Below are 21745 nucleotides of genomic sequence, written 5' to 3'. Positions count from 1 at the left end.
CCCCAGTTCGTCCCGGATACGGATCGCCAGACTCCCCTTCGGGAAGGCAGCCCGCGCCACCCGCACTACACACCCCCACAACAACGAACGCCGGTCTCCGAGACAAGTCTCGGAGACCGGCATCACCGACCGCAGTCGATCAGTCGCAATTCACCAACAGCATCCGTACGGACGGTCCGGGCCCCTCCGGCTGGGCGGGCGGCTCAGTCCTTGAAGGCGTCCTTGACCTTCTCGCCGGCCTGCTTGACGTCGCCCTTGGCCTTGTCGGCCTTGCCCTCGGCCTGCAGCCGCTCGTTGCCGACCGCCTTGCCCGCGGCCTCCTTGGCGGTGCCCTTGACCTTGTCCCCGGCGTTCTGGATCTTGTCACCCGTGCTCATCGTGGCCTCCCGACCGGTCGTTCCGTCACTGACGCAGTTCCGTATGCCCGGGTTGTCCGGAAACATTCCCCCTCTTCGGGCCCGCCCGGTCAGGCCCGCTCCCGCGGCACCGGCATCGCCCACCGGATCGCCCGCACCACGGCCAGGCCGAGCGGGCGGGCCGCGGCGGCGCTCAGCCGGTCGGCCGGCAGGCCCAGCAGGGCGCGGTGCTCGGGGGCGGGCAGGCCCGCGGCGGCGGCCGCCAGCGCGCCGTAGACGGGGCGGACGGCCCACGGCAGCGGCGGGTGGAGCAGCAGGAAGCGGGCAGCCTCGCGGGCCTCGGCCGTCCTGGCGAGCTCGGGCCGGTAGGCGCGGAGCACCGCGTCGAGCTCCGCGCGGCTGCGGGGCGGCCGCTCGACGCCGAGGTCGGCGGCGACCTCCGCGGTGTCGGCCACGTAGCCGTCGCAGCCCGCCGCGTCGAGCGGCGCGGCCCCGTACGCCTGGTGGGCGCGCAGGAAGCTGTCGGTCTCCGCCGCGTGCACCCAGGCCAGCAGGTGCGGGTCGTCGGCCCGGTAGGGGACTCCGGCGGCCGTGGCGCCGCGGATCCGGGCGTGCACGGCGCGGACGCGCTCCACGGCGGCCCGGGCGTCCTGCTCGGTGCCGAAGGTGGTGACGGCGAGGAAGGTGCTGGTGCGCTGGAGCCTGCCCCAGGGGTCGCTGCGGTAGCCGGAGTGCGCGGCGACCGCCGCCATGGCCGACGGGTGCAGCGACTGGACCAGCAGCGCGGCGAGGCCGCCGACGAACATCGCGGCGTCGCCGTGCACCCGCCGGATCGGCCGTTCCGGGCCGAACCGGCGCGGCCCCGGGGTGCCGTGGATGCGCTGCCGGACGGCGGGGCCCTCCGGCCCGGCCACCTTGGCGAACAGGGCCGCGCCGAGCCGTTCCCGCGGGCCCGCCCGTTCCGCGTCCATGCCCTCCACGGTAGTCCGTGCCCCGGGCGGCCGGGCGGCCCCATCCGTCCGCCGGGTCGGCTCCGAATCGGTACGGGCCGCCCCGCCGTCGGGGCGGGCGTCGAGGACGGGAGGAGCGCGGTGGACGCGAGCGGTGCGGTGGACGTGGCGGTGGTGGGCGCCGGGGCGGCGGGGCTGGCCTGCGCGCTGGACGTCGCGGCGGCCGGGTGGCGGGTGCGGCTGCTGGAGGCCTCGGACGCGGTGGGCGGGCGGATGCGCACCGACGTGCGCGACGGCTTCCGGCTGGACCGGGGCTTCCAGGTCTTCAACACCTCCTACCCGCAGGTGCGGCGCCGACTGGACCTGCGCCCGCTGCGCCTGCACCCGTTCACGCCGGGCTTCGTGCTGGCGGGCCGGGCCGGGCCCCGCCGGGTGGTCGACCCGCTGCGCCGCCCGGACCTGGCGGGCGACCTGCTGCGCGGGCGGGTGGTCCCGGCCCGGGACGCGGCGGTGCTCGGCGCGCTGACCGTGCGGGACGCCCTGCTGCCCGCCGCGGTCCTGCGGCGTGGGCGCGACGTGCCGACGGCGGCGGCGCTGCGCGGGGCGGGCGTCTCGCGGACGACCGTCGACGGGGTGCTGCGCCCGTTCCTGGCCGGGGTCTTCCTGGAGGACGAACTGGCCACCTCCGCCCGGGTGTTCCACCTGTACTGGCGCAGCATGGTCCGGGGGACGCTGACGCTCCCGGCGGCGGGCATCGGGGCGGTCCCGGCGGCGCTGGCCGCGCTGCTGCCCCCGGGGGTGCTGGAGCTGGACGCCCCGGTGGCCGCGGTGCACCGGGGCGGGGTGCTGCTGGCGGACGGCCGGGAGCTCGCGGCGCGCTGCGTGGTGGTGGCCGCCGAGCCCGCGGCGGCCGCGGCGCTGCTGCCCGGTCTCCCGGTGCCGCCGACCCGCGCGGTGACGACCTTCTACCACGCGGCGGAGCGCAGCCCGCTGGCCGGACCGACGCTGCTGGTGGACGGCGACCGGCGGCTGCTGAACTCGGTGGTGCTGTCGGAGGTGGTGCCGGGCTGCGCCCCGCCGGGGCGGTCGCTGGTGTCGACCTCGGTGCTCGGCACGGCCGCCGAGGAGCCTGCGGTGCGGCTGCGGCTGGCGGAGCTGTACGGCTGCGACACCTCGGACTGGGAGCCGCTGGCCGCGTACCGGATCCCCGGCGCGCTGCCCGCGATGCCCGCCCCGCACCCGCTGACCCGCCGCAGCCGGTGGGCACCGGGCCGGTACGTGTGCGGCGACCACCGGGCGACCGGTTCGGTGCAGGGCGCGCTGGCGTCGGGGGCGCGGGCGGCCCGCGAGGTGCTGGCCGACCTGGCGGCCGGGCGGGGCGCCCGGCCGGGCGGCTGAGCGGACGGAGGACCGGGCCGGGCCGGGCCCGGTCAGTCGGCGGGGCGCCCGGCGCCGGGGCGGGGCGCCTCGGGCCCGCGGGCGGCCGCCGGGCCGGGTTCGAGGAAGGGCGAGGCGTCGACCGGCGCGGGCCGCTGCCCGTCGCGGGGGCGCAGCGGCCGGTGGGTGGCGGTCTCGGAGAAGGGCTGCCACAGCGGGCGGCGATCAGTGTCCACGGGCCCAGTCTGACCTGCCGTCACCGATCGAATCCTCCGATTTTCCGGTGCCCGCTCAGCCGAGTTCCTCGGCGAGCCCGACGACGAGGCCCTCGGGGCCGCGGACGTAGCAGAGCCGGTAGACGTCCCCGTAGCGGACGATCTCGTCGACGAGTTCGGCGCCGCGGGCCCGCAGCCGTTCCAGCACGTCGTCGAGGTCGTCGACGGCGAACATCATCCGGCGCAGGCCCAGCGTGTTCGCCGGGGCGTCCCGCGGTTCGGGGGCGAGGGCGCGGGGCCGGTGGAACTTCGCCAGCTCCACCCGGCCGTGGCCGCCCGGGACGCGCAGCATCGCCACGTCCTGCCGGACGTCGCGGAGCCCGATGACGCGTTCGGCGCCGCTCCATTCGAGCGGGCCGCGGCCCTCCAGCTCCAGGCCGAGTTCGACGAAGAAGGCGACGGCGGCGTCGAGGTCGTCGACCACCACCAGGACGTTGTCCATCCGTTTGACCGCCATGCCGGTCCTCCTCCGTGCGGCGGGCGTCGGTCCACCGCCACGGTAGCCGCCCGGCCGGGGGTCACAGCGCGAAGGTCACCCGGATGCGCTTGCCGCCCGCGGGCAGCGGGACGACCTGGCAGGTCGCGGCGAGGGCCTGGACGATGGCCCAGCCGCGGCCCCCGGCGGTGGCGGGGTCGCGGTCGTGCAGCCGCTGGGCGACGGGGTGGCGGTCGTCGCCGTCCTCGACGTCGACGACCAGTTCGGTGCCGCAGGCGCCGAGGCGGGCGTCGAAGCAGGTCAGGCCGCCGCCGTGGCGCAGCGCGTTGGCGACGAGTTCGGTGACCGCGAGCTGCGCGTCGGCCAGCACCCGGCCGCCGGGGTGCCCGGCCGCGTCCAGCAGCCGGGCGAGGGCGCTGCGGGCCTGGCCCGCCGTCCGTACCGGTTCGGGCAGTCGCACCGGCTCGGGCGGCCGCGCGGGCTCGGGCGGCCGGCCTTCGGGGACGGCGGCCTCCGGGGTGAGCGGCAGGGCGTCGTCGTGGGACATGGAACGACCTCGAATCGTCTACGGCACCGTTCGTGCCGGCCGCTGAGGCCGGGCGAGGGATCGAAGTGCTTTTGCCCCGGCAGGGGCGGATGATGCGGCGCGGGCGGGCTCCGGGTCAGCCGGTCCCGGTGGCGTGCGGGTCGCGGCGCAGGAGTTCCCCGGCCGCCGCCAGGGCCAGCGGCAGGCTGTCGGCGACGGTGAAGTAGCCGTCGGTCGCGGTGATCTCCAGCAGCCGCCGGAGCGCGGGCCCGAGCGGTCCGAGCAGGACCAGCGCGCCGTCCGCCGCCTCCATCCGCTGCTGCGCCAGGACCAGCGTCCGCAGGGTGGAGGAGTCGGCGAAGGTGACCGCCGAGACGTCCAGGACGAGGGTGCCGGTGCTGCGGGCGACGGCCTCGTCGACCGTGGGCAGGGCGGGGGCGGGGCAGGGCGGGGGCGGGGCGGGGTGGTTGCCGCGGCGGGGAGCGGGCATCCGTCCGGGGCCGGGGCCGTTCCCGGCACAATGTGTGTGGCGGTGGCGCCGCGTCCGGCGGTGCCGGGTCGGGTCGGAGGAGTCGGAGGAGGGAGCCCGGTGGCGCGGGAACGGGAGCGGGCGCGGGGGGTGTTCGGTGCCGATCCGGTGGTGGGCGCCGACCTGGCGCGGGTCGACTGGGCGGCCACGCCGCTGGGCGATCCGGCGCGGTGGCCGCAGAGCCTGCGCTCGGCGGTGGACCTGGTGCTGTCCTCGCGCTTCTCGATGTGGATGGCCTGGGGCCCGGAGCTGACCTTCTTCTGCAACGGCGCGTACCGGCGCGACACGCTGGGCGGCAAGTACCCGTGGGCGCTGGGCCGCCCGTTCCGGGAGGTGTGGGCGGAGGTCTGGGAGGAGGCCGGGCCGCGGATCGAGCACGTGCTGGCCGCGGGCGAGGCGACCTGGGACGAGGCGCTGCTGCTGTGGCTGCGGCGCTCCGGGTTCCCGGAGGAGACGTACCACACCTTCTCGTACAGCCCGCTGCGCGACGAGGCCGACGAGGTGGTGGGCGTGCTGTGCGTGGTCAGCGAGGACACCCAGCGGGTGGTCGCGGAGCGCCGGATGGCGACGCTGCGCGACCTGGGCTCCGCCCCGGGGACGGTGCGCACGGAGGAGGAGTTCCTCGCCTTCGCCGCCGGGCAGCTCGCCCGCAACCCGTACGACCTGCCGTTCACCCTGACGTACCTGTTCGAGGAGGACGGCGGTGCCCGGCTGGCCGCCTCCTCCGGCGTGCCCGCCGGTCACCCGGCGGCGCCCGCCCGGGTCGGGCCCGACGGGCCGGGCCCGTGGCCGGTCGCGGCGGCGCGCGGCGGGGAGGCGTCGACGCCGCTGCTGGCGGGCGGCCCGTTCGCGGAGCTGCCGTGCGGGGCGTGGGAGGAGCCGCCGCGGCAGGCCCGGGTGGTGCCGCTGGACGGGCCGGGCGAGGACGGGCCGAGCGGGTTCCTGGTGGCCGGCCTCAACCGGTACCGGCCGCTGGACGACGCCCAGCTCGGCTTCGTCGACCTGGTGGCGGGCCGGTTGGCGGCGGGCGTCGCGAGCGCGCGCAGCCACGAGGCGCAGCAGCGGCGGGCCGAGCAGCTGGCGGAGCTGGACCGGGCGAAGACCGCGTTCTTCTCCAACATCAGCCACGAGTTCCGCACGCCGCTGACGCTGATCGCGGGGCCGGCCGAGGCCCTGCAACAGCGGTTCGCGGACGCCGGGGGGAACGCCGACCCGGACGTCCGCGCGGACGTGGAGACCGTCCGGCGCAACGCGCTGCGGCTGGAGCGGCTGGTCAACACGCTGCTGGACTTCTCCCGGATCGAGGCGGGCCGGATGCGGGCCCGCCCGGAGCCGGTCGACCTGGCGCGGCTGACCGCCGGGCTGGCCTCGGTGTTCCGCTCGGCCGTGCAGCGCGCCGGGCTGGCCCTGGAGGTGGACTGCGCGCCGCTGGGCGCCCCGGTGCTGCTGGATCCGGGCCTGTGGGAGAAGGTGGTCTTCAACCTGCTCGGCAACGCCCTGAAGTTCACCTTCGAGGGCGCGATCCGGGTGCGGGTGCGCGAGCGGGACGGGCGGGCCGAGGTCACCGTGGCGGACACCGGGGTGGGGGTGCCCGCCGGGGAGCTGCCGCACCTGTTCGACCGCTTCCACCGGGTGGAGGGCGGCCGGGCGCGCTCTCACGAGGGCAGCGGCATCGGCCTGGCCCTGGTCAAGGATCTGGTCGAGCTGCACGGCGGGACGGTCACCGCCGAGTCCGTCCCGGAGCGGGGCACCGCGTTCACCGTGGACCTGCCGCTGGCCCCGGGGGCCGTCCTCCCCGCGGCGCCGGCCCGCCGCGACCCGGCCGACGGCGCCGAGTCCTTCCTCCAGGAGGCCGCCCGCTGGGAAGCCGCGGACCGGCCGACCGCGCCCGCCGCCCCCGTGACCTCCGCCGCCTCCGCGGCCTCCGCGGCCTCCGCGGCGGAGGCCGACGACGGCGGGCCCGCGCACGTCCTGGTCGTCGACGACAACGCCGACATGCGCGCCTACCTGGCCCGGGTCCTGGGCGGCGCGGGCCACCGGGTCACCGCGGTGGGCGACGCCGCCCGGGCGCTGGCCGCCGTCCGCTCGGCCGCGCCCGACCTGGTGATCAGCGACGTGATGATGCCGGGCACGGACGGCCTGCAGCTGGTCGCGGCGCTGCGCGCGGATCCGCGCACCGCCGTCCTGCCGGTGCTGCTGCTGTCGGCGCGGGCCGGGCGGGACGACGCGATCGACGGTTTCGAGTCGGGCGCGGACGACTACCTGGTCAAGCCGTTCGCCGCGGCGGACCTGCTGGCCCGGGTGCGGTCGGCGCTGCGGCTGGCGCGGCTGCGCGAGCGGCACACCCGGTGGAGCGAGGCGCTGGTCGACTCGCTGCAGGACGCCTTCTTCGTCTGCGACGAGGAGGGCGCGGTGGTCCGGATCAACGCGGCCTTCACGGACCTGCTCGGGTACGGCCCCGAGGGGCTGCCGTACGCCCCGCCGCACCCGTGGTGGGCGGACCGGGAGGCGGACCCGGACGCCCGGCAGCAGTCCGCCGACGCCCTCGCCGGGGCGCTGGCGGGCGACCGCGGCAGCGCCACCGTGCCCGCCACCCACCGGGACGGGCACCGGGTGTGGGCGCACTCCACCTTCAACCGCGTCCCGGACCCGCTGACCGGGCGCACCGTCACCGTCGGCACCTTCCGGGACGTGACCGCCGAGTACTACGCCGTGCAGCGGGAGAGCGCGCTGGCCTCGCTCGCCGACTGCCTGGCCCGGGCGGCCGACGTCGAGGAGGCGCTGGCCTGCGCGCTGGACGAGCTGCGCGGGCTGTGGCGGGCCCGCCGGGTGGTGGCGGCCCGCTTCGACCCGGCGGACGCCGGCGCCCCGCCCCGGCTCACCGTCACCGGCCCCTCCCCCGCGCTGCCGCCGGGGGCGGAGCGCCACCTGGCGGAGCTGGCCGCCGGGCCCGCCCTCACCCCGGTGGCGGGCCCGGCCGGGACGGGCGTCCGGCTGGAGCACCGGGCCGGGCCGCTGGTCCTGGCGGTGGAGCTGGGCGAGCAGCGGCCCTTCACCCGGGAGGACGAGCTGCTGCTCGCGCTGCTGGGCGGCCGGCTCGCCCAGGGGCTGGCCCGGGCCCACCGGATCGACCAGCAGCGCGAGACGGCCCTCGCCCTGCAGCACGCCATCCTGGGCCCGGACCGGCTGCCGGAGGGTTTCGCGGTCCGCTACGAGCCGGCCACCCCGCCGCTGCAGGTGGGCGGCGACTGGTACGACACGGTGCCGCTGCCGGACGGCCGGACGGGCATCATCGTCGGCGACTGCGTGGGGCGGGGCCTGGCCGCGGCCAGCGTGATGGGCCAGCTGCGCAGCGCCTGCCGGGCGCTGCTGCTCCAGGACCCGAGCCCGGCCCGGACGCTGGCCGCGCTGGACGTCTTCGCCGCCACCGTCCCGGGGGCGGTCTGCACCACCGTCTTCTGCGGCGTCCTGGACCCGGCCACCGGCGAGCTGCGGCACTCCAGCGCCGGGCACCCGCCGGGCGTGCTGGTCCGGGCGGACGGCGGCGCCGTCCTGCTGGAGGGGGGCCGTTCGCTGCCGCTGGCGGTCCGGACGGGGCGGCCGCGGCCGGAGGCCGTCGTGGTGCTGCCGGGCCGCTCCACGCTGCTGCTGTACACGGACGGGCTGGTGGAGCGGCGGCGCGGCAGCCTGTCCGAGGGCATCGCGGCGGCGGCCCGCGCGGTGGCGTCGGGCGCGCACCTGCCGACCGCCGACCTGCCGGACCACGTGATGGCGCGGATGGCGCCCGCCGACGGCTACGAGGACGACGTGGCGGTGCTGCTCTACCGGCAGCCGGGCCGGCTGGAGCTGTCCCGGCCCGCCCGGCCGGAGGAGTCGGCGGCCGTCCGGTCGGCGCTGCGCGGCTGGCTGGCCGGGTGCGGCCTCCCGGCCGGGGCGGCCCGGGCGGCGGCGGCCGTCGGCGGGGAGGCGTTCGCGGGGGCGCTGGCCGCGGCGCCCGGCGGCACCCTGCGGCTGTCCGCCACGGCCACCGCCGACCGCCTGCGCGTCACCGTGCTGCCCGTCGGGGGCGGCGACCCGGTGGTGGCGGAGGCCGCCCTCCCCTCCTGAGGCACCCTTCCACCTGCGGGTTTTCCGCCGTTCACCGAGGCTGGGGTAGCCTCGCCCGGGGCCCCGGGGAACTGCGCTCGGACGGTTTCCAGGGCTCGTGCGCTCGATCGGTTGCTCCGCCCGACGGCGGAGCGTGTCAGGCGCTGTCCGGCCGATCCTGCCGGGCAGGGCCGAGGAGGCTGAGCTTTCGATGGCTGGCTCGACGACGTCGCAGGACTCCCGTCCGGAGGAGGCGACCGACCGCTCGGAGATCGGCGAGGCCGAGCTCCGGCTGCTGCTGGCCGGGCTGACCGCGGTGCGCGACGGCGACTTCGGCACCGAACTGGCCGGGGACGCGGGCGGGCTGCTGGGCGAGATCGCGACCGTGTTCAACGGCATGGTGGACCAGCTGTCGCGGTTCACCTCCGAGGTGACCCGGGTGGCCCGCGAGGTGGGCACCGAGGGGCAGCTGGGCGGTCAGGCGGTCGTCCCCGGGGTGTCCGGCTCCTGGGCGGACCTGACCGACTCGGTCAACGCGATGGCGGGCAACCTCACCACCCAGGTGCGCGACATCGCGCAGGTGGCGACCGCCGTCGCCAAGGGCGACCTGTCGCAGAAGGTCACGGTGGACGCCCGGGGCGAGATCCTGGAGCTGAAGGACACCGTCAACACGATGGTCGACCAGCTGAGCTCCTTCGCGGGCGAGGTGACCCGCGTCGCCCGCGAGGTCGGCACCGAGGGCATCCTCGGCGGCCAGGCCGACGTGCAGGGCGTCTCGGGGACGTGGCGCGACCTGACCGACAGCGTCAACTCGATGGCGGGCAACCTGACCGGCCAGGTCCGGGCGATCGCGCAGGTGGCGACCGCGGTGGCCGAGGGCGACCTGTCGCAGAAGATCCAGGTCGACGCCCGGGGCGAGATCCTGGAGCTGAAGGACACCATCAACACGATGGTCGACCAGCTGAGCTCCTTCGCGGGCGAGGTGACCCGCGTCGCCCGCGAGGTCGGCACCGAGGGCCGGCTCGGCGGGCAGGCCGACGTCCGGGACGTGTCGGGCACCTGGCGCGACCTGACCGAGTCGGTGAACGTGATGGCCGACAACCTGACCGCGCAGGTCCGGGCGATCGCGCAGGTCACCACGGCGGTGGCCCGCGGCGACCTGACGCAGAAGATCCGGGTGGACGCCCGGGGCGAGATCCTGGAGCTGAAGGAGACCATCAACACGATGGTCGACCAGCTCTCGGCGTTCGCCGACGAGGTGACCCGCGTCGCCCGCGAGGTCGGCACGGCGGGCAACCTGGGCGGGCAGGCCACCGTCCGGGGCGTGTCGGGCACCTGGAAGGACCTGACCGACAACGTCAACGTGATGGCGTCCAACCTGACCGGCCAGGTCCGCTCGATCGCCCAGGTCGCCACGGCGGTGGCCCGCGGCGACCTCAGCCAGAAGATCACCGTCGAGGCGGAGGGCGAGGTCGCCGCGCTGGCCGGGGTGATCAACACGATGGTGGACACCCTGTCGGCGTTCGCCGACGAGGTGACCCGGGTCGCCCGCGAGGTCGGCACCGAGGGCATCCTCGGCGGCCAGGCCCGGGTGCCGAACGTCGCGGGCACCTGGAAGGACCTCACCGACAACGTCAACTTCATGGCGCACAACCTGACCTCGCAGGTCCGCAACATCGCGCAGGTCACCACCGCGGTCGCCAACGGCGACCTGACCCGCAAGATCGACGTCGACGCGCGCGGCGAGATCCTGGAGCTGAAGACCACCATCAACACCATGGTCGAGCAGCTCGGCTCGTTCGCCGCCGAGGTGACGCGCGTGGCCCGCGAGGTCGGCAGCGAGGGGCGGCTGGGCGGGCAGGCCGAGGTCGAGGGCGTCTCCGGCACCTGGAAGCGGCTGACCGAGAACGTCAACGAGCTGGCCGGGAACCTCACCCGGCAGGTCCGGGCGATCGCCGAGGTGGCCAGCGCCGTCGCGGCGGGCGACCTGACCCGCTCGGTCACCGTGGACGCCTCCGGCGAGGTCGCCGACCTCAAGGACAACGTCAACGCGATGGTCGGCTCGCTGCGCGAGACCACCCGCGCCAACGAGGAGCAGGACTGGCTGAAGACCAACCTGGCCCGCTTCTCCGGCCTGCTGCAGGGCCGCCGCGACCTGGCCGTGGTCGCCGAGGCGGTGATGGACGAGCTCACCCCGCTGGTGGGCGCCCAGGTCGGCGCGTTCTACCTCGCCGAGGAGGCCGACGGCGGCACGGTGCTGCGGCTGATCGGCTCGTACGCGTACCCGGACGGCGAGCGGCCGGCCAGCTTCCGGCTGGGCGAGTCCTTCGTCGGGCAGGCCGCCCGCAGCCGCCGCACCATCGCCGTCGACGCCCTCCCGGCCGGCTACCTGGCGGCGTCCTCCGGGCTCGGCCGCACCGAGGAGCTGTCGCTGCTGGTCGTCCCGATCGTGGTCGAGGACCAGGTGCTCGGCGTGATCGAGCTGGCCTCGGTCCGGCCGTACGCCGCCGTCCACCGGGCCTTCCTGGACCAGCTGATGGAGACCGTCGGCGTCAACCTGAACACGATCGTCGCCAACGCCCGCACCGACGAGCTGCTGGGCGAGTCGCAGCGGCTGACCGCCGAACTCCAGGCCCGCTCGCAGGAGTTGCAGGCCCGGCAGGAGGAACTCCAGGAGTCCAACGCGGAGTTGGAGGAGAAGGCCGCCCTGCTGGCCGCGCAGAACCGGGACATCGAGACCAAGAACCTGGAGATCGAGCAGGCCCGGCAGGAGCTGGAGGAGCGCGCGCACCAGCTCTCGCTGGCCTCCACGTACAAGTCGGAGTTCCTGGCCAACATGAGCCACGAGCTGCGCACCCCGCTGAACAGCCTGCTGATCCTGGCCCAGCTGCTCGCCCAGAACCCCACCCGGAACCTGACCGCCAAGCAGGTCGAGTACGCGGGCATCATCCACTCGGCCGGGTCGGACCTGCTGCAGCTGATCAACGACATCCTCGACCTGTCGAAGGTCGAGGCGGGGAAGATGGACCTCAACCCGGAGCCGGTGTCGCTGCGCAGCCTGCTGGAGTACGCCGAGGCCACCTTCAAGCCGCTGACCGGCCAGAAGGGCCTGGCCTTCACCGTCCGCACCGCCGCGGACGTGCCCGAGCAGCTCGTCACCGACGACTACCGGCTGCGCCAGGTGCTGCGGAACCTGCTGTCCAACGCGGTGAAGTTCACCGAGCGGGGCCGGGTCGAGCTGCGGATCGGGCTCGCCCCGGAGGACCGGGTCCCCGAGGGGGTGCGGCGCGGCGGGCCGGTGCTGGCCTTCCAGGTCTCCGACAGCGGCATCGGCATCGCGCCGCAGCACCTGGAGAGCGTCTTCGGGGCGTTCCAGCAGGCGGACGGCACCACCAGCCGCAAGTACGGCGGCACCGGCCTGGGCCTGTCGATCAGCCGGGAGATCGCCTACCTGCTGGGCGGCGCGATCACCGCCGAGAGCGTGCTGGGCAGCGGCAGCACCTTCACGCTGTTCCTGCCGGTCACCCGGCCGGAGTTCCTCGCGCTGGAGGCCGAGCCGCGGGACGCGGCGGGCGAGGAGCGGGCGGCCGGCGCCGACGGGCCGTTCCAGGGCGCCGAGGAGGGCGCGGCGCCGTCCCGGCCGCGCCGCCTGCTGGTCGTCGAGGAGCGCCAGGGCGGCCTGCTGTCGCTGGTCGCCGAGAACGCCACCGCCGAGCCGGTCGGCCCGGCCGGGCCCGGGGAGGCCCGGCGCCGCACCGAGGTGGTCACCGCGGTCGGCGCGGCGGAGGCCGCGGCCGTCCTGGCCTCCGCTGCCCCGCACTGCGTGGTGCTGGACCTCGACCTGCCCGAGGGTGCGGCCCCCGCGCTGCTGCGCGAGATGGACCGCGACCCGGCGCTGCAGGGCGTGCCGGTGCTGGTCCACAGCAACCGCGGGACGCCGGGCGACGCCGACGCGCTCTCCCGCTCCGGGGCCCGCCCGCTGGAGGTGATCTCCAGCCTGGACGAGCTGCGCGAGCGCATCGCCCTGCACATGGGCGCCGACCGTCCGCAGGACGTGCCGCTGGTCCGCGGGCTCCCGCAGGACGACCCGTGGGAGGCCGGGAGCTCCGCCCTGAACGGCCGCCTGGTGCTGGTCGTCGACGACGACGACCGCAACCTGTACGCCATCACGGGCATCCTCGAACTGCACGGCATGCGGGTGCTGCAGGCCGAGAACGGCCGGGCGGCGCTGGAGACGCTGGCCGCCAACCCGGGCGTCGACGTGATCCTGATGGACGTGATGATGCCCGAGATGGACGGCTACACCGCCACCGCGGCGATCCGGGCGATGCCGCAGCACGCGGCGCTGCCGATCATCGCGGTGACCGCCAAGGCGATGGTCGGCGACCGGGAGAAGAGCCTCGCCGCCGGGGCCAGCGACTACGTCACCAAGCCGGTCGACGCGGGCCAGCTGGTCAGCCGGATCGAGGCCCAGCTCGCCCGGTGACCGCCCGGCCGCCCGTCCCGTCCCCCACCACCGCAGGAGCCACCGCCGTGCACCAGTCCCGGGAGCCGCACCCCGGCCAGGAGCTGTCGATCCCGCCGGGCCCCACCGGGCTGATCGGCGCCCAGCGGCCCGCCGCCGGACCCGCCGACGCGGCGCCGGACGGGCCGACGGACGGCGCCGTGGTCAACGGCGCCCTGGGGCGGCTGGCCGGGACGGTGGACCGGCTGCGCCGCCAGCTCGACGAGGCGCAGGCGCACGCCGCGGGCCGCTCGGTGGTGGAGATGGCGGTGGGCGTCCTGGTGGAGCGGCTGCGCTGCGGGCCGACCGAGGCCGCCAAGCAGTTGCAGCTGCTGGCGGAGCAGGCCGGTTCCACCCCGCTGGAGCTGGCCGCCGGGCTGGTCAACCAGGCCGCCGCGGACAAGATCTCCGAGGCGGCCCAGGAGTTCGTGGCCCGCGCGGCGGACCCGGGCGACCCGGGCGTGGGCGTGCGGCTGCGCAACACCGAGGCGGACGCGCTGAGCGGCACCGACGCGGCGGCGGCGGCCCGGGCGATGCTGGAGCACGCGCTGCGCCCGCTGGGCGCGGTCGCGGTGGCGATCTGGGCGGCCCGGCCGGACCTGTCGCTGGCGCTGGCGGGCAGCGCGGGCTTCACCGACGCGGAGGCCCGCCGGTGGCGCCACGTGCCGCCCGGGGTGGTCACCGCGGCCCGCCGGGCCCTGGACGAGCGGGCGACGGTGGAGTACCGCACCCCGGCCGAGGCGGCCGTCCCGTCGATCGGCCGGTACGAGACGGGCGGCGGGCGGATCGCCGTCCCGGCCGGGGTCGGCGGCCGGCTGACCGGCGTGCTGGAGGTGTGCTGGCCCGGGGAGCCGCCGGAGCGCTCGCAGTCGCTGCAGCGGCAGTTCGAGGCGCTGGCCGGGCTGTGCGCGGCCACCCTGGAGACCTGGAGCGAGGACGTCCCGGACGGGGCCCCGGTGTCCGGGCCGCTGGACGAGCTGGCCCGGCTGGTCGACGGGCTGCTCGACCCGTGCATGGTGCTGGAGCCCGTCGACGACGCCTTCCCGCCCCAGTTCGTGATCCGGCACGCCAATCCGGCGTTCGTGGACTTCGCGGGCCGCCCGACCGCCGCCCTGGTCGGCTCGCCGCTGCTGGAGGCGTACCCGCTGGCCGCGCGGGTGGGCGGCCTGCTGGGGGCGGTGGAGGACGTCCACGCGACCGGGGAGCCGTTCCGGGACCCGCGGATGGGGCTGGCCGCCCTGGTCGACGGGGTGCTGCTGACCGCGGACGCGTACGTGTCCGTCAGTCGGCACGGCGACCACGTGGCCGTGCTGTGGCGGCTGGCCGACAGCACGCCGAAGATCGCCCGCCTGCTGCACCACGCGCAGCGGCTGGGCCGGATCGGCGGCTTCGAGGAGGACCTGGGCTCCCGCCAGGTGGTCTGGAACGACACCCTGTTCGAGCTGTACGGCCTGCCCGCCACCGCGCGGCCGATCGCGCTGGACCAGCTGGCCGAGCACGCCCACCCGGACGACCGCGACGCCGTCGACCGGTTCCTGCGCACCCTGCTGCACCACCGGCGTCCGGCGTCCACGGCCTTCCGGCTGCAGCGCGCGGACGGCGTGACCCGGCACATCCGGGTGGTGGCCGAGCCGGTGCACGACCCGTCGGAGCGGCTGAGCGCCGTCCGCGGCGCCTACCAGGACATCTCGGCGCAGCACTGGACGGAGGTCGCGCTCGCCGCGACCCGCGACCAGTTGGCGCAGACCGAGCAGCAGGCCGCCGAACGGCACCGGCTGGTGCGGCAGTTGCAGCACGCCATCATGCCGCCCAGCGCCGGTCCGCTGGCGCTGGACAACCTGGACGTCGCGGTGCGCTACCGCCCCGCCGAGAAGGACCACCTGGTCGGCGGCGACTGGTACGACGCGCTGCCGCTGCCGTCCGGGCAGGTGCTGGTGTGCGTCGGCGACGTCGCCGGGCACGGCATCGAGGCCGCCACCGGGATGGTCGCGCTGCGCAACGCGCTGCGCGGCCTGGCGGCCACCGGGGCCGGTCCGGCCCAGCTGCTGGCCTGGCTGAACAGCGTCACGCACCACCTGACCGACAACGTCACCGCGACCGCGGTCTGCGGCCTGTACGACCCGGGGCGCCGCCTGCTGCGCTGGGCCCGGGCCGGGCACCTGCCGCCGGTGCTGCTGCGCGGCGGCAGCGCGGAGTGCCTGCCGCAGGTGGACGGCATCCTGCTGGGCGTGATCGGCCAGGCCGACTACCAGGAGAGCGAGGTCGAGCTGCGGCCGGGCGACCGGATCGTGATGTACACCGACGGGCTGATCGAGCGCCGCGACCAGGGCCTGCAGGCCTCGCTCGCCAACCTGGTGTCCCTGTCCGAGGCCGCGCCCCGGGCGGGCGCCACCGCGCTCGAAGCCCACCTGGACCACCTGCTGCGCTTCAGCGGCGCCGACACCGACGACGACACCTGCCTGGTCGGCATCGAGGTGCGGTAGGCGGTCCGCTCCCGGAGGTGTGCGCCGCGGCCGGCCGGGCAGGCGCGGGGCCGACGAGGCTCCGAGGAGGGCGGCATGGCTGACGCGATCGTGATCGGGTCCGGTCCGAACGGGCTGGTCGCGGCCAACCTGCTCGCGGACGCGGGCTGGCACGTCCTGGTGCTGGAGGCGCAGCCCGACCCGGGCGGGGCGGTGCGCAGCGACCGGGGCGTGGACCCGGAGTTCGTCTCCGACCTGTTCAGTTCCTTCCACCCGCTGGCCGTCGCCTCCCCGGCGATCCGGGGGCTGGGGCTCGGCGCGTTCGGGCTGCGGTGGAGCCGCGCCCCGCTGGTGGTGGCGCACCCGCTGCCGGACGGCCGCTGCGCCGGGCTGTACCGGGACGGCGACGGCACCGACGGGGCGGACGCGGAGCGGCTGGAGCGGATGTTCGGCGGGCCCGACGCCCGGGCCTGGCAGCGGCTGGCCGACCGCTGGGACGAGCTGGAGCCGCACCTGGTGAACGCCCTGCTGACGCCGTTCCCGCCGGTGCGGGCGGGGGCGGCGATCGCGGCCCGGCTGCGCACGGCGGGGCTGGTCGACCTGGCGCGCTTCCTGGCGCTGCCGGTGCGGCGCCTCGCCGAGGAGGAGTTCGCGGGCGACGCGCCGGGGCTGCTGCTGGCCGGCTGCGCCCTGCACGCCGACCTGCTGCCGGAGGCGGCGGGCAGTGCCGCGTTCGGCTGGCTGATGGCGATGCTGGGGCGGCGGCACGGCTGGCCGGTGCCGGTCGGCGGGGCGTCCGCCCTGACCGCCGCGCTGGTGCGCCGCCTGGAGTCCCGGGGCGGGGAGGTGCGCTGCGGGCAGCCGGTGCGGGAGGTGCTGGTCCGCAACGGGACGGCGCTGGGCGTGCGCACCGCGGACGGCTGCCGCCACCGGGCCCGGCGGGCCGTCCTGGCGGACACCGCCGCGACGGCCCTGTACGGCGGCCTGGTCGGCTGGGAGCACCTGCCCGGGGCGCTGCGCCGGGACGTGGGCCGCTTCCAGTGGGACTTCGGCACCGTCAAGGTCGACTGGGCGCTGCGCGGGCCGGTGCCCTGGACCGCGCCCCTCGCCCGCCGGGCCGGGACGGTGCACCTGGGCGCCGACCTGGACGAGCTCGGCGACTATGCCCACCAGGTCCTCACCGGGCGGCTGCCCGCCCGTCCGTTCGCCCTGTTCGGGCAGATGACGGTGGCCGACCCGTCCCGCTCGCCCCGCGGCACCGAGTCGGCCTGGGCCTACACGCACGTCCCGCAGCGGATCACCGCGGACCTCGGCCCGGACGGCGTCACCGGCCGGTGGGACGAGCGCGAGGGGGAGGCGGTCGCCGACCGGATCGAGCGGCAGGTGGAGCGGTTCGCCCCCGGCTTCCGCGACCTGGTCGCCGCCCGCCGGGTGCTCACCCCGCCGGTGCTGCGCGCGCTGGACGACAACCTGGTCGGCGGTGCCCTCAACGGCGGCACCGCGGCCCCGCACCAGCAGCTGTTCCTGCGTCCGACCCCGGGCACCGCCGGGCCCCGCACCCCGGTCGCCCGGCTCTACCTGGCCTCCGCCTCCGCCCACCCGGGCGGCGGCGTGCACGGGGCGTGCGGCGCCAACGCCGCCCGCGCCGCGCTGAACGCCCACCGCCGCTCCCCGGCCCGCTTCCTGCCGGTGGGCGGCTCCGCCACCCGGGGCGGGCCGCACCGCCGGTCCGCCCCGTCCGAAGGGAACGGACCCTCATGGCACAGCGACAACGCCTGATCGGCTGCCCGCCCGAGCAGGTCTGGGACGTCCTGGCGAACGCCCGGAGCTACGCGCAGTGGGTGGTCGGGACGCAGGACGTGCTGGACGCGGACGAGCACTGGCCCGCGGTCGGCGCCCGGCTCAGGTTCCGGGTCGGCGTCGGGCCGGCCACCCTGGAGGACACCTGCGTCGTCCGGATCTGCGAACCCGGCCGCCGCCTCGAACTGGAGGCCGCGGCGTCCCCGCTGGGCACCGCCCGGATCGCCTTCTCGCTCGTCCCGTGGGGCGGCCACACCCTGCTGCTGCTCGACGAGCACCCGCTGCGCGGGATCGGCGCCCGGCTGGAGAGCCCGCTGACCGAGCTGCTCCTGCACCTGCGCAACCGCCGCCTGCTGGCCAACCTCGCCCGCAACGCCGTCCGCCCCTCCCCCGGCTAGCCGCCCGGCCGGGCGCCCGTCACCGCTCGTACGGGAAGCGGGCGGGTTCCGGCTGCCGGGCGAAGAAGGTCTTGGCGCGGGCCATCGCCCGCTCGTCCGCCAGCACCTGGCCCGGGCGGCTGGCGTTGCCCAGCAGGACGCCGCCGAAGCGCATGCCCATGTACGCGGCGGTGTGCTGGAGCGTCAGTTCCAGCGGGCGGGCGACCTCCTCCTCGGCGTGCGCCATCGCGGTGACGCCCCACAGGGTGCGCCCGGCCATCGCGGCCCGGAACCCCGGGTCGGGGGTGCGCAGCCACTTCGACCAGTGGTCGAGGTAGCGCTTGGCCGCGGAGGAGAGCGAGTACCAGTACAGCGGGGAGGCGATCACCAGGTCGCTCGCGCCGAGGGTGGCCTCCAGCAGCAGCGCCTCGTCCCCGGTGGTGGGCTGCGCCTGCGGGCCGCCGGGCGCGTGCCGCGCGTCGGCGTACTCGGGCAGGTCGTGGGAGGCCAGGTGCAGCCAGCGCTGCCCGGTGCCGGGCGGGAGCTGCTCGGCGGCGGCCCGGGCGAGCGCCTCGGTGTTGCCTCCGGTGCGGGCGCTGCCGAGCAGGAAGAGGAACGAACGGGGTGTCATCTGCGGCTCCGGCACGGGTCGTTCCGGTGGGGCGGCGGCCCGCCGGAGGGGGGACTCGGTGCCTGCCCCAACCCCCGGCGGGCCGCCGGCATTCCCCGACGCCCCGTCAGGTCCGCCAGGCCCGTCAGGCTCGTCAGGCCCGTCAGGCCCGTCAGGCCCGTCAGGCCCGCAGGTGCAGGGTGGCGAGGTGCTCGGGGCGGATCACCCGGGTGCGCGGGGAGAGCCGGCGCACCTGGGCGAGCAGGCCGTCGAGGTCCGTCCCCGGGGCCTGGGCGGCGGGTTCGGTCAGCGGCGTCTCGAAGTCGTCCCAGTGCACGGGGACGACGGTGCGCGGGTGGTCGAGCGCCTGGAGCAGCCGCGGCACGTACCTGTGGGTGGTGCGGGCGGTGCTCTCGACGGCGATCATCGCGATGTCGGGGCGCAGTCCGGCGAAGGTGTGCTCGACGAAGTCGCTGGCGCCGGTGAGCAGGGTCGAGGGGCCGTCGCCGAACCGGACCTGGAAGGCCAGGGTGTCGCCCTCGACGAGTTCGCCGATCGTCCCGGGCGGCGTCGCGGGCGGTGCGGTGAGCGTGCCGGGCGCCCAGTACCGGTGCTCGGCGTTGCGGCTGTGCAGGCTGGCCACCACCCGCACGGTGTACCCACCGAAGTCGAGGACCTCGCCGCCCTTCACCACGACCAGCTGCGCCGGGGCCACGCCCATCGCCCGCAGCAGGTGGCAGGTGGTGGCGGTGCCGACCACCCGCACCCCGCGGCTCCTCGCGATGTACGGGACGTCGTTGAAGTGGTCCCAGTGGCTGTGGCTGACCAGCACGAGCTCGGGTTCCCCGATGTGCCGGTCGACCACGTCGGCGGCCACGGTGAGCGGGGTCGCGGCGTCGAAGCCGTGGGTGGGGAAGCGGGTGAGGTACGGGTCGAACAGGACGGTGTGCCCGTTGCCCTCGATCCGCCACCCGCTGTTGCCGAGCCAGGTGAACGCCGTCTCGCCGCCACTGCCGCCGCTTTCGCCGCTGCCGCCGCCGTGCTGCTGCGGCTCGTCGGCGGCGGCCGCGGGGACGGCCCCGGCCACCGGAAGGAGGGCGGCCCCGGCGACCGCCGTCCGGAGGAGTCCGCGCCGTCCCAAGGTCTTGTCGTTGTCACTCATGCCCTGGAAGGACGGCCGGTCGTGCGCTGCCGGTTCCGCCCGGCCGGGGCCGGGGCCACCGCTACTGGTCGAGGACGCCCACCGCGTGGGCGATGACGAGCAGGGAGGTGATGAGTGCGGCGATGCTCTCGACGGCCATCAGGGCCTTGGCCCGGGTGGACAGCGGCATGGTGTCGGTGGGGCTGAAGGCCGTGGAGTTGGTCACCGAGACGTACAGGTTCTACGTTCACCCATCCGGTGTCGAGAGCCTACCGGAGCACCGTAGGACGAGTGAAGGGAATTGAAGACGGAGGGCCGCATGGCCAACTGCCTCCGGCCACGACACCAACAGCCACCCACCATCGCCATGACCTGCGGGAACGGGTTCCACAGCCGCGCTATCCGGAAGATCGGCTCGACTGCCTGCACGAGGTGGTCGACCTCGTCGTGCGGCTGCTGCCGGGGCGACTCAGGAGGCTTTGGTTCCCAGGTATGGGTGCGTGGACCAGGCTGTACTCGGACTCATGCTGACTTTCGCTGACCTGACGAGACGGGACGTCAGGTTCGACTCGCCCAGGAGACAGCGACAGGCCGACGACCCTCCCTTCCTGGCCAGTCCCGCCCCCATGCGAGCGCCACCACCGCCCGGGACTCCGGGCATCATGTCAGTCGCCAGCCCGGCAACGGCGACTGGCCGCCAGCTCTTTACCGGTCGGTGATGCCACCATCCGGGTGCCGACTCCGGGCGGCCCGGTCAACAGCACCGACTGGCGGAGGGCACCCAGCCCGACCCGCGCAACGTGTACGTAGCAACCAAACTGAACCCAGAACACCTGACGTCCGCCCGGGACCGGGGCCGCATCAGCCGGATCCTGACATTGCGCTACAACAACGCGTACGGGGCGAGGATGCCTTTGGATCGCGCTGACCAACGGGAAGTTGACCATGAGAGCCATCCCTTGGATGCTTGCAGCGCGCATCCAGGGGATACTGCTACGGCAGACCTCGGTCCCGCGCCTGCGGGAATGGCTCCAAAGTAGCTCAGGGCTCTGCTCAGGACTCTGTATCGGCCCCGCGCTCGCGGGGTAGCTCCACCAGTCACGAGCCAAGGCGACGCCTCAAGCACAGAACAAAGTCGCTCAGGCCTCGGCTGCTTCAAATGAAGTGCCTACCAACGCTCTTGATGGTCCATCAGGTGGATCGAGGCCGCGACAGTGCGCTACTGTCACCTCATACAACAGAGAAGGGCGCCCCATGCCTCCGAAGCATTGATTGGGGCGCCCAACTACGACCTGGAGGACATATGCGTCTCCCGATCCGCGATGCCCGTGTGCACGGCAGCATCCCGACTATCGTCGCACGTCAGCTGCGCCAGAACAAGGACCTGGTTGCATTGGCCACGACTGCTGCCACCTGTGCGCTCAAGGGACAGCCGACAAGCATCCCCCCAGAGCAGATTGCGGGATTGGTGATCGTGATCATCATCTTGATCGCCGCAAGTGCTGCCGCCTGTACGCCTGGTGGCTGGCCGCGCCCGAATCTGACCGGCGTTCGTTCAATGCGTAGCAGGTGAAGCGGTTGTCACCTCCCAGCAAGTTTCGAACGTGAGGGCCCGCAACGCCTGACAAACCGCCGATCCAGCTGGGACGCAATCTATGTGCCTGCTCAGCTTGAACTCGCGATACCGGTGGTTATGGTGAGGTGCGGAGTGGCCCGGCTCTGACCAGGCAGTCGTCGCCCATAAGGTGCGGACGGCGCCAGACAAGTGGCTCAGAAGTCGGTTGGATTTGCCGGTTCCGCGTCAAACATACAGGGAGGGTGTCCAGGGTTCGGGTTGTTACAACCGAAGAGCTGGACACCCTCCTGACGGCGCTCTGGGTACGGATCGGCGGTCATCTAATCTGAACGCCATGCTCAGGACGTCCGCCGCGGCTGACGGACTCCGGGGCTGGTCTGCGCCTGGCCGTCGCCCAGGTCCTGCTGGTCTCCCACTCCAAGGCCCGCTGGAGCCGCTTCGCCCGCACCCACCTGCGCAGCACGTTCCCACACCTGCCTGAACCCCTCTGGCCTACAATAAACATTTGCGCGGGGCCGAGGCCTGCCCGCCCGGCGGACTCGTCTACGAGCCGGAGCAACCCCCGCGAGCGCGGGGCCGAGCTGCTCGCCCGTGCTGCCCGACGGTGCGTCAGAGAGCAACCCCCGCGAGCGCGGGGCCGAGAGCGGCTCGCGGTGCTGGACGTCGGGCCAGGAGGAGCAACCCCCGCGAGCGCGGGGCCGAGGACGACTGGGGCGCCAGCAAGCCGGACGCCGCGGAGC

General features: G+C 75.6%; 16 protein-coding genes, 1 pseudogene and 1 CRISPR repeat array (1 of these 18 cut by a window edge). Of the genes and pseudogenes, 8 read left to right on the top strand and 9 right to left on the bottom strand.

The genetic code is table 11. The features are described 5' to 3' along the window. Positions 1 to 203: 203 nt before the first annotated feature. Both OO57_RS29590 and OO57_RS29585 read right to left on the bottom strand, forming a co-directional pair. Positions 204 to 377 (bottom strand): CsbD family protein, encoded by a 174-nt coding sequence (locus tag OO57_RS29590; RefSeq protein WP_033255773.1) that lies wholly within the window; start codon positions 375 to 377, stop codon positions 204 to 206. An 89-nt stretch (positions 378 to 466) separates the two neighbouring features. After that, positions 467 to 1327 (bottom strand): oxygenase MpaB family protein, encoded by an 861-nt coding sequence (locus OO57_RS29585; RefSeq protein ID WP_033255772.1) that lies wholly within the window; start codon positions 1325 to 1327, stop codon positions 467 to 469. 120 nt (positions 1328 to 1447) lie between these two features. On the opposite strand from OO57_RS29585, the gene OO57_RS29580 reads away from it, so the two are divergent. Continuing rightward, the gene (locus OO57_RS29580) at positions 1448 to 2704 is read left to right on the top strand and encodes an FAD-dependent oxidoreductase (RefSeq protein ID WP_033255771.1); all 1257 of its coding nucleotides are present in this window, start codon (positions 1448 to 1450) and stop codon (positions 2702 to 2704) included. A 32-nt stretch (positions 2705 to 2736) separates the two neighbouring features. Here OO57_RS29580 and OO57_RS29575 read toward each other — a convergent pair whose 3' ends face one another. The 4 genes from OO57_RS29575 to OO57_RS39935 all read right to left on the bottom strand — a co-directional run bounded on the left by OO57_RS29575 (position 2737) and on the right by OO57_RS39935 (position 4410). Beyond that, positions 2737 to 2919 carry a hypothetical protein gene (locus OO57_RS29575; protein WP_033255770.1) on the bottom strand — a complete coding sequence of 61 codons (183 nt, stop codon included), beginning with the start codon at positions 2917 to 2919 and terminating at the stop codon, positions 2737 to 2739. Between the two features lie 55 nt (positions 2920 to 2974). Next, entirely contained in the window at positions 2975 to 3415 is a 441-nt protein-coding gene (locus OO57_RS29570) for a VOC family protein (RefSeq protein ID WP_033255769.1), read from the bottom strand. Between the two features lie 61 nt (positions 3416 to 3476). After that, the gene (locus tag OO57_RS29565; protein WP_051778401.1) at positions 3477 to 3941 is read right to left on the bottom strand and encodes an ATP-binding protein; all 465 of its coding nucleotides are present in this window, start codon (positions 3939 to 3941) and stop codon (positions 3477 to 3479) included. 115 nt (positions 3942 to 4056) lie between these two features. Continuing rightward, complete coding sequence (locus tag OO57_RS39935; protein WP_051778400.1) at positions 4057 to 4410, bottom strand: STAS domain-containing protein; 354 nt, start codon at positions 4408 to 4410, stop codon at positions 4057 to 4059. Positions 4411 to 4539: 129 nt separating this feature from the next. On the opposite strand from OO57_RS39935, the gene OO57_RS29555 reads away from it, so the two are divergent. The 5 genes from OO57_RS29555 (at position 4540) to OO57_RS29535 (ending at position 17699) form a co-directional block, all read left to right on the top strand. After that, positions 4540 to 8556, top strand: coding sequence for a SpoIIE family protein phosphatase (locus tag OO57_RS29555; RefSeq protein WP_418909920.1), 4017 nt, complete (start codon positions 4540 to 4542; stop codon positions 8554 to 8556). A 190-nt stretch (positions 8557 to 8746) separates the two neighbouring features. Next, positions 8747 to 13021, top strand: a complete 4275-nt coding sequence (locus OO57_RS29550; protein WP_033255768.1) for a HAMP domain-containing protein — start codon at positions 8747 to 8749, stop codon at positions 13019 to 13021. 47 nt (positions 13022 to 13068) lie between these two features. Next, positions 13069 to 15522: a SpoIIE family protein phosphatase gene (locus OO57_RS29545; protein ID WP_081974052.1), complete on the top strand. Its 2454-nt coding sequence runs from the start codon at positions 13069 to 13071 to the stop codon at positions 15520 to 15522. Between the two features lie 75 nt (positions 15523 to 15597). Then, on the top strand, positions 15598 to 17280 hold the full coding sequence (locus OO57_RS29540) for a phytoene desaturase family protein (RefSeq protein WP_033255767.1): 1683 nt from the start codon (positions 15598 to 15600) through the stop codon (positions 17278 to 17280). Further along, positions 17259 to 17699: an SRPBCC family protein gene (locus OO57_RS29535; RefSeq protein ID WP_051778399.1), complete on the top strand. Its 441-nt coding sequence runs from the start codon at positions 17259 to 17261 to the stop codon at positions 17697 to 17699. Before OO57_RS29540 ends, OO57_RS29535 begins: the two co-directional genes overlap by 22 nt. Positions 17700 to 17718: 19 nt before the next feature. Here the strand turns inward: OO57_RS29535 and OO57_RS29530 are convergent, their stop codons facing one another. The 3 genes from OO57_RS29530 to OO57_RS44220 form a co-directional block, all read right to left on the bottom strand. Then, positions 17719 to 18309, bottom strand: coding sequence for a flavodoxin family protein (locus tag OO57_RS29530; protein ID WP_033255776.1), 591 nt, complete (start codon positions 18307 to 18309; stop codon positions 17719 to 17721). Positions 18310 to 18469: 160 nt separating this feature from the next. Beyond that, the gene (locus OO57_RS29525) at positions 18470 to 19450 is read right to left on the bottom strand and encodes an MBL fold metallo-hydrolase (protein WP_033255766.1); all 981 of its coding nucleotides are present in this window, start codon (positions 19448 to 19450) and stop codon (positions 18470 to 18472) included. Between the two features lie 61 nt (positions 19451 to 19511). Further along, complete coding sequence (locus OO57_RS44220; RefSeq protein WP_158715265.1) at positions 19512 to 19655, bottom strand: hypothetical protein; 144 nt, start codon at positions 19653 to 19655, stop codon at positions 19512 to 19514. A gap of 1077 nt (positions 19656 to 20732) precedes the next feature. On the opposite strand from OO57_RS44220, the gene OO57_RS44215 reads away from it, so the two are divergent. Together OO57_RS44215 and OO57_RS47450 are read left to right on the top strand one after the other, a co-directional pair. Then, entirely contained in the window at positions 20733 to 21002 is a 270-nt protein-coding gene (locus OO57_RS44215; RefSeq protein ID WP_158715264.1) for a hypothetical protein, read from the top strand. Positions 21003 to 21247: 245 nt separating this feature from the next. Continuing rightward, a pseudogene (locus OO57_RS47450) lies at positions 21248 to 21516 on the top strand (IS982 family transposase); the annotation flags it as partial. Positions 21517 to 21557: 41 nt separating this feature from the next. Next, positions 21558 to 21745: a CRISPR direct-repeat array (repeat unit 29 nt; unit sequence GGAGCAACCCCCGCGAGCGCGGGGCCGAG); it runs 2832 nt beyond the window's last position.

It is taken from the genome of Kitasatospora phosalacinea (genome assembly GCF_000717185.1).
In the GTDB taxonomy this organism is placed as follows: domain Bacteria; phylum Actinomycetota; class Actinomycetes; order Streptomycetales; family Streptomycetaceae; genus Kitasatospora; species Kitasatospora phosalacinea_A.
Note: the sequence above shows the minus strand (reverse complement) of the source record. Positions and strands in the feature narration are given on the sequence as shown.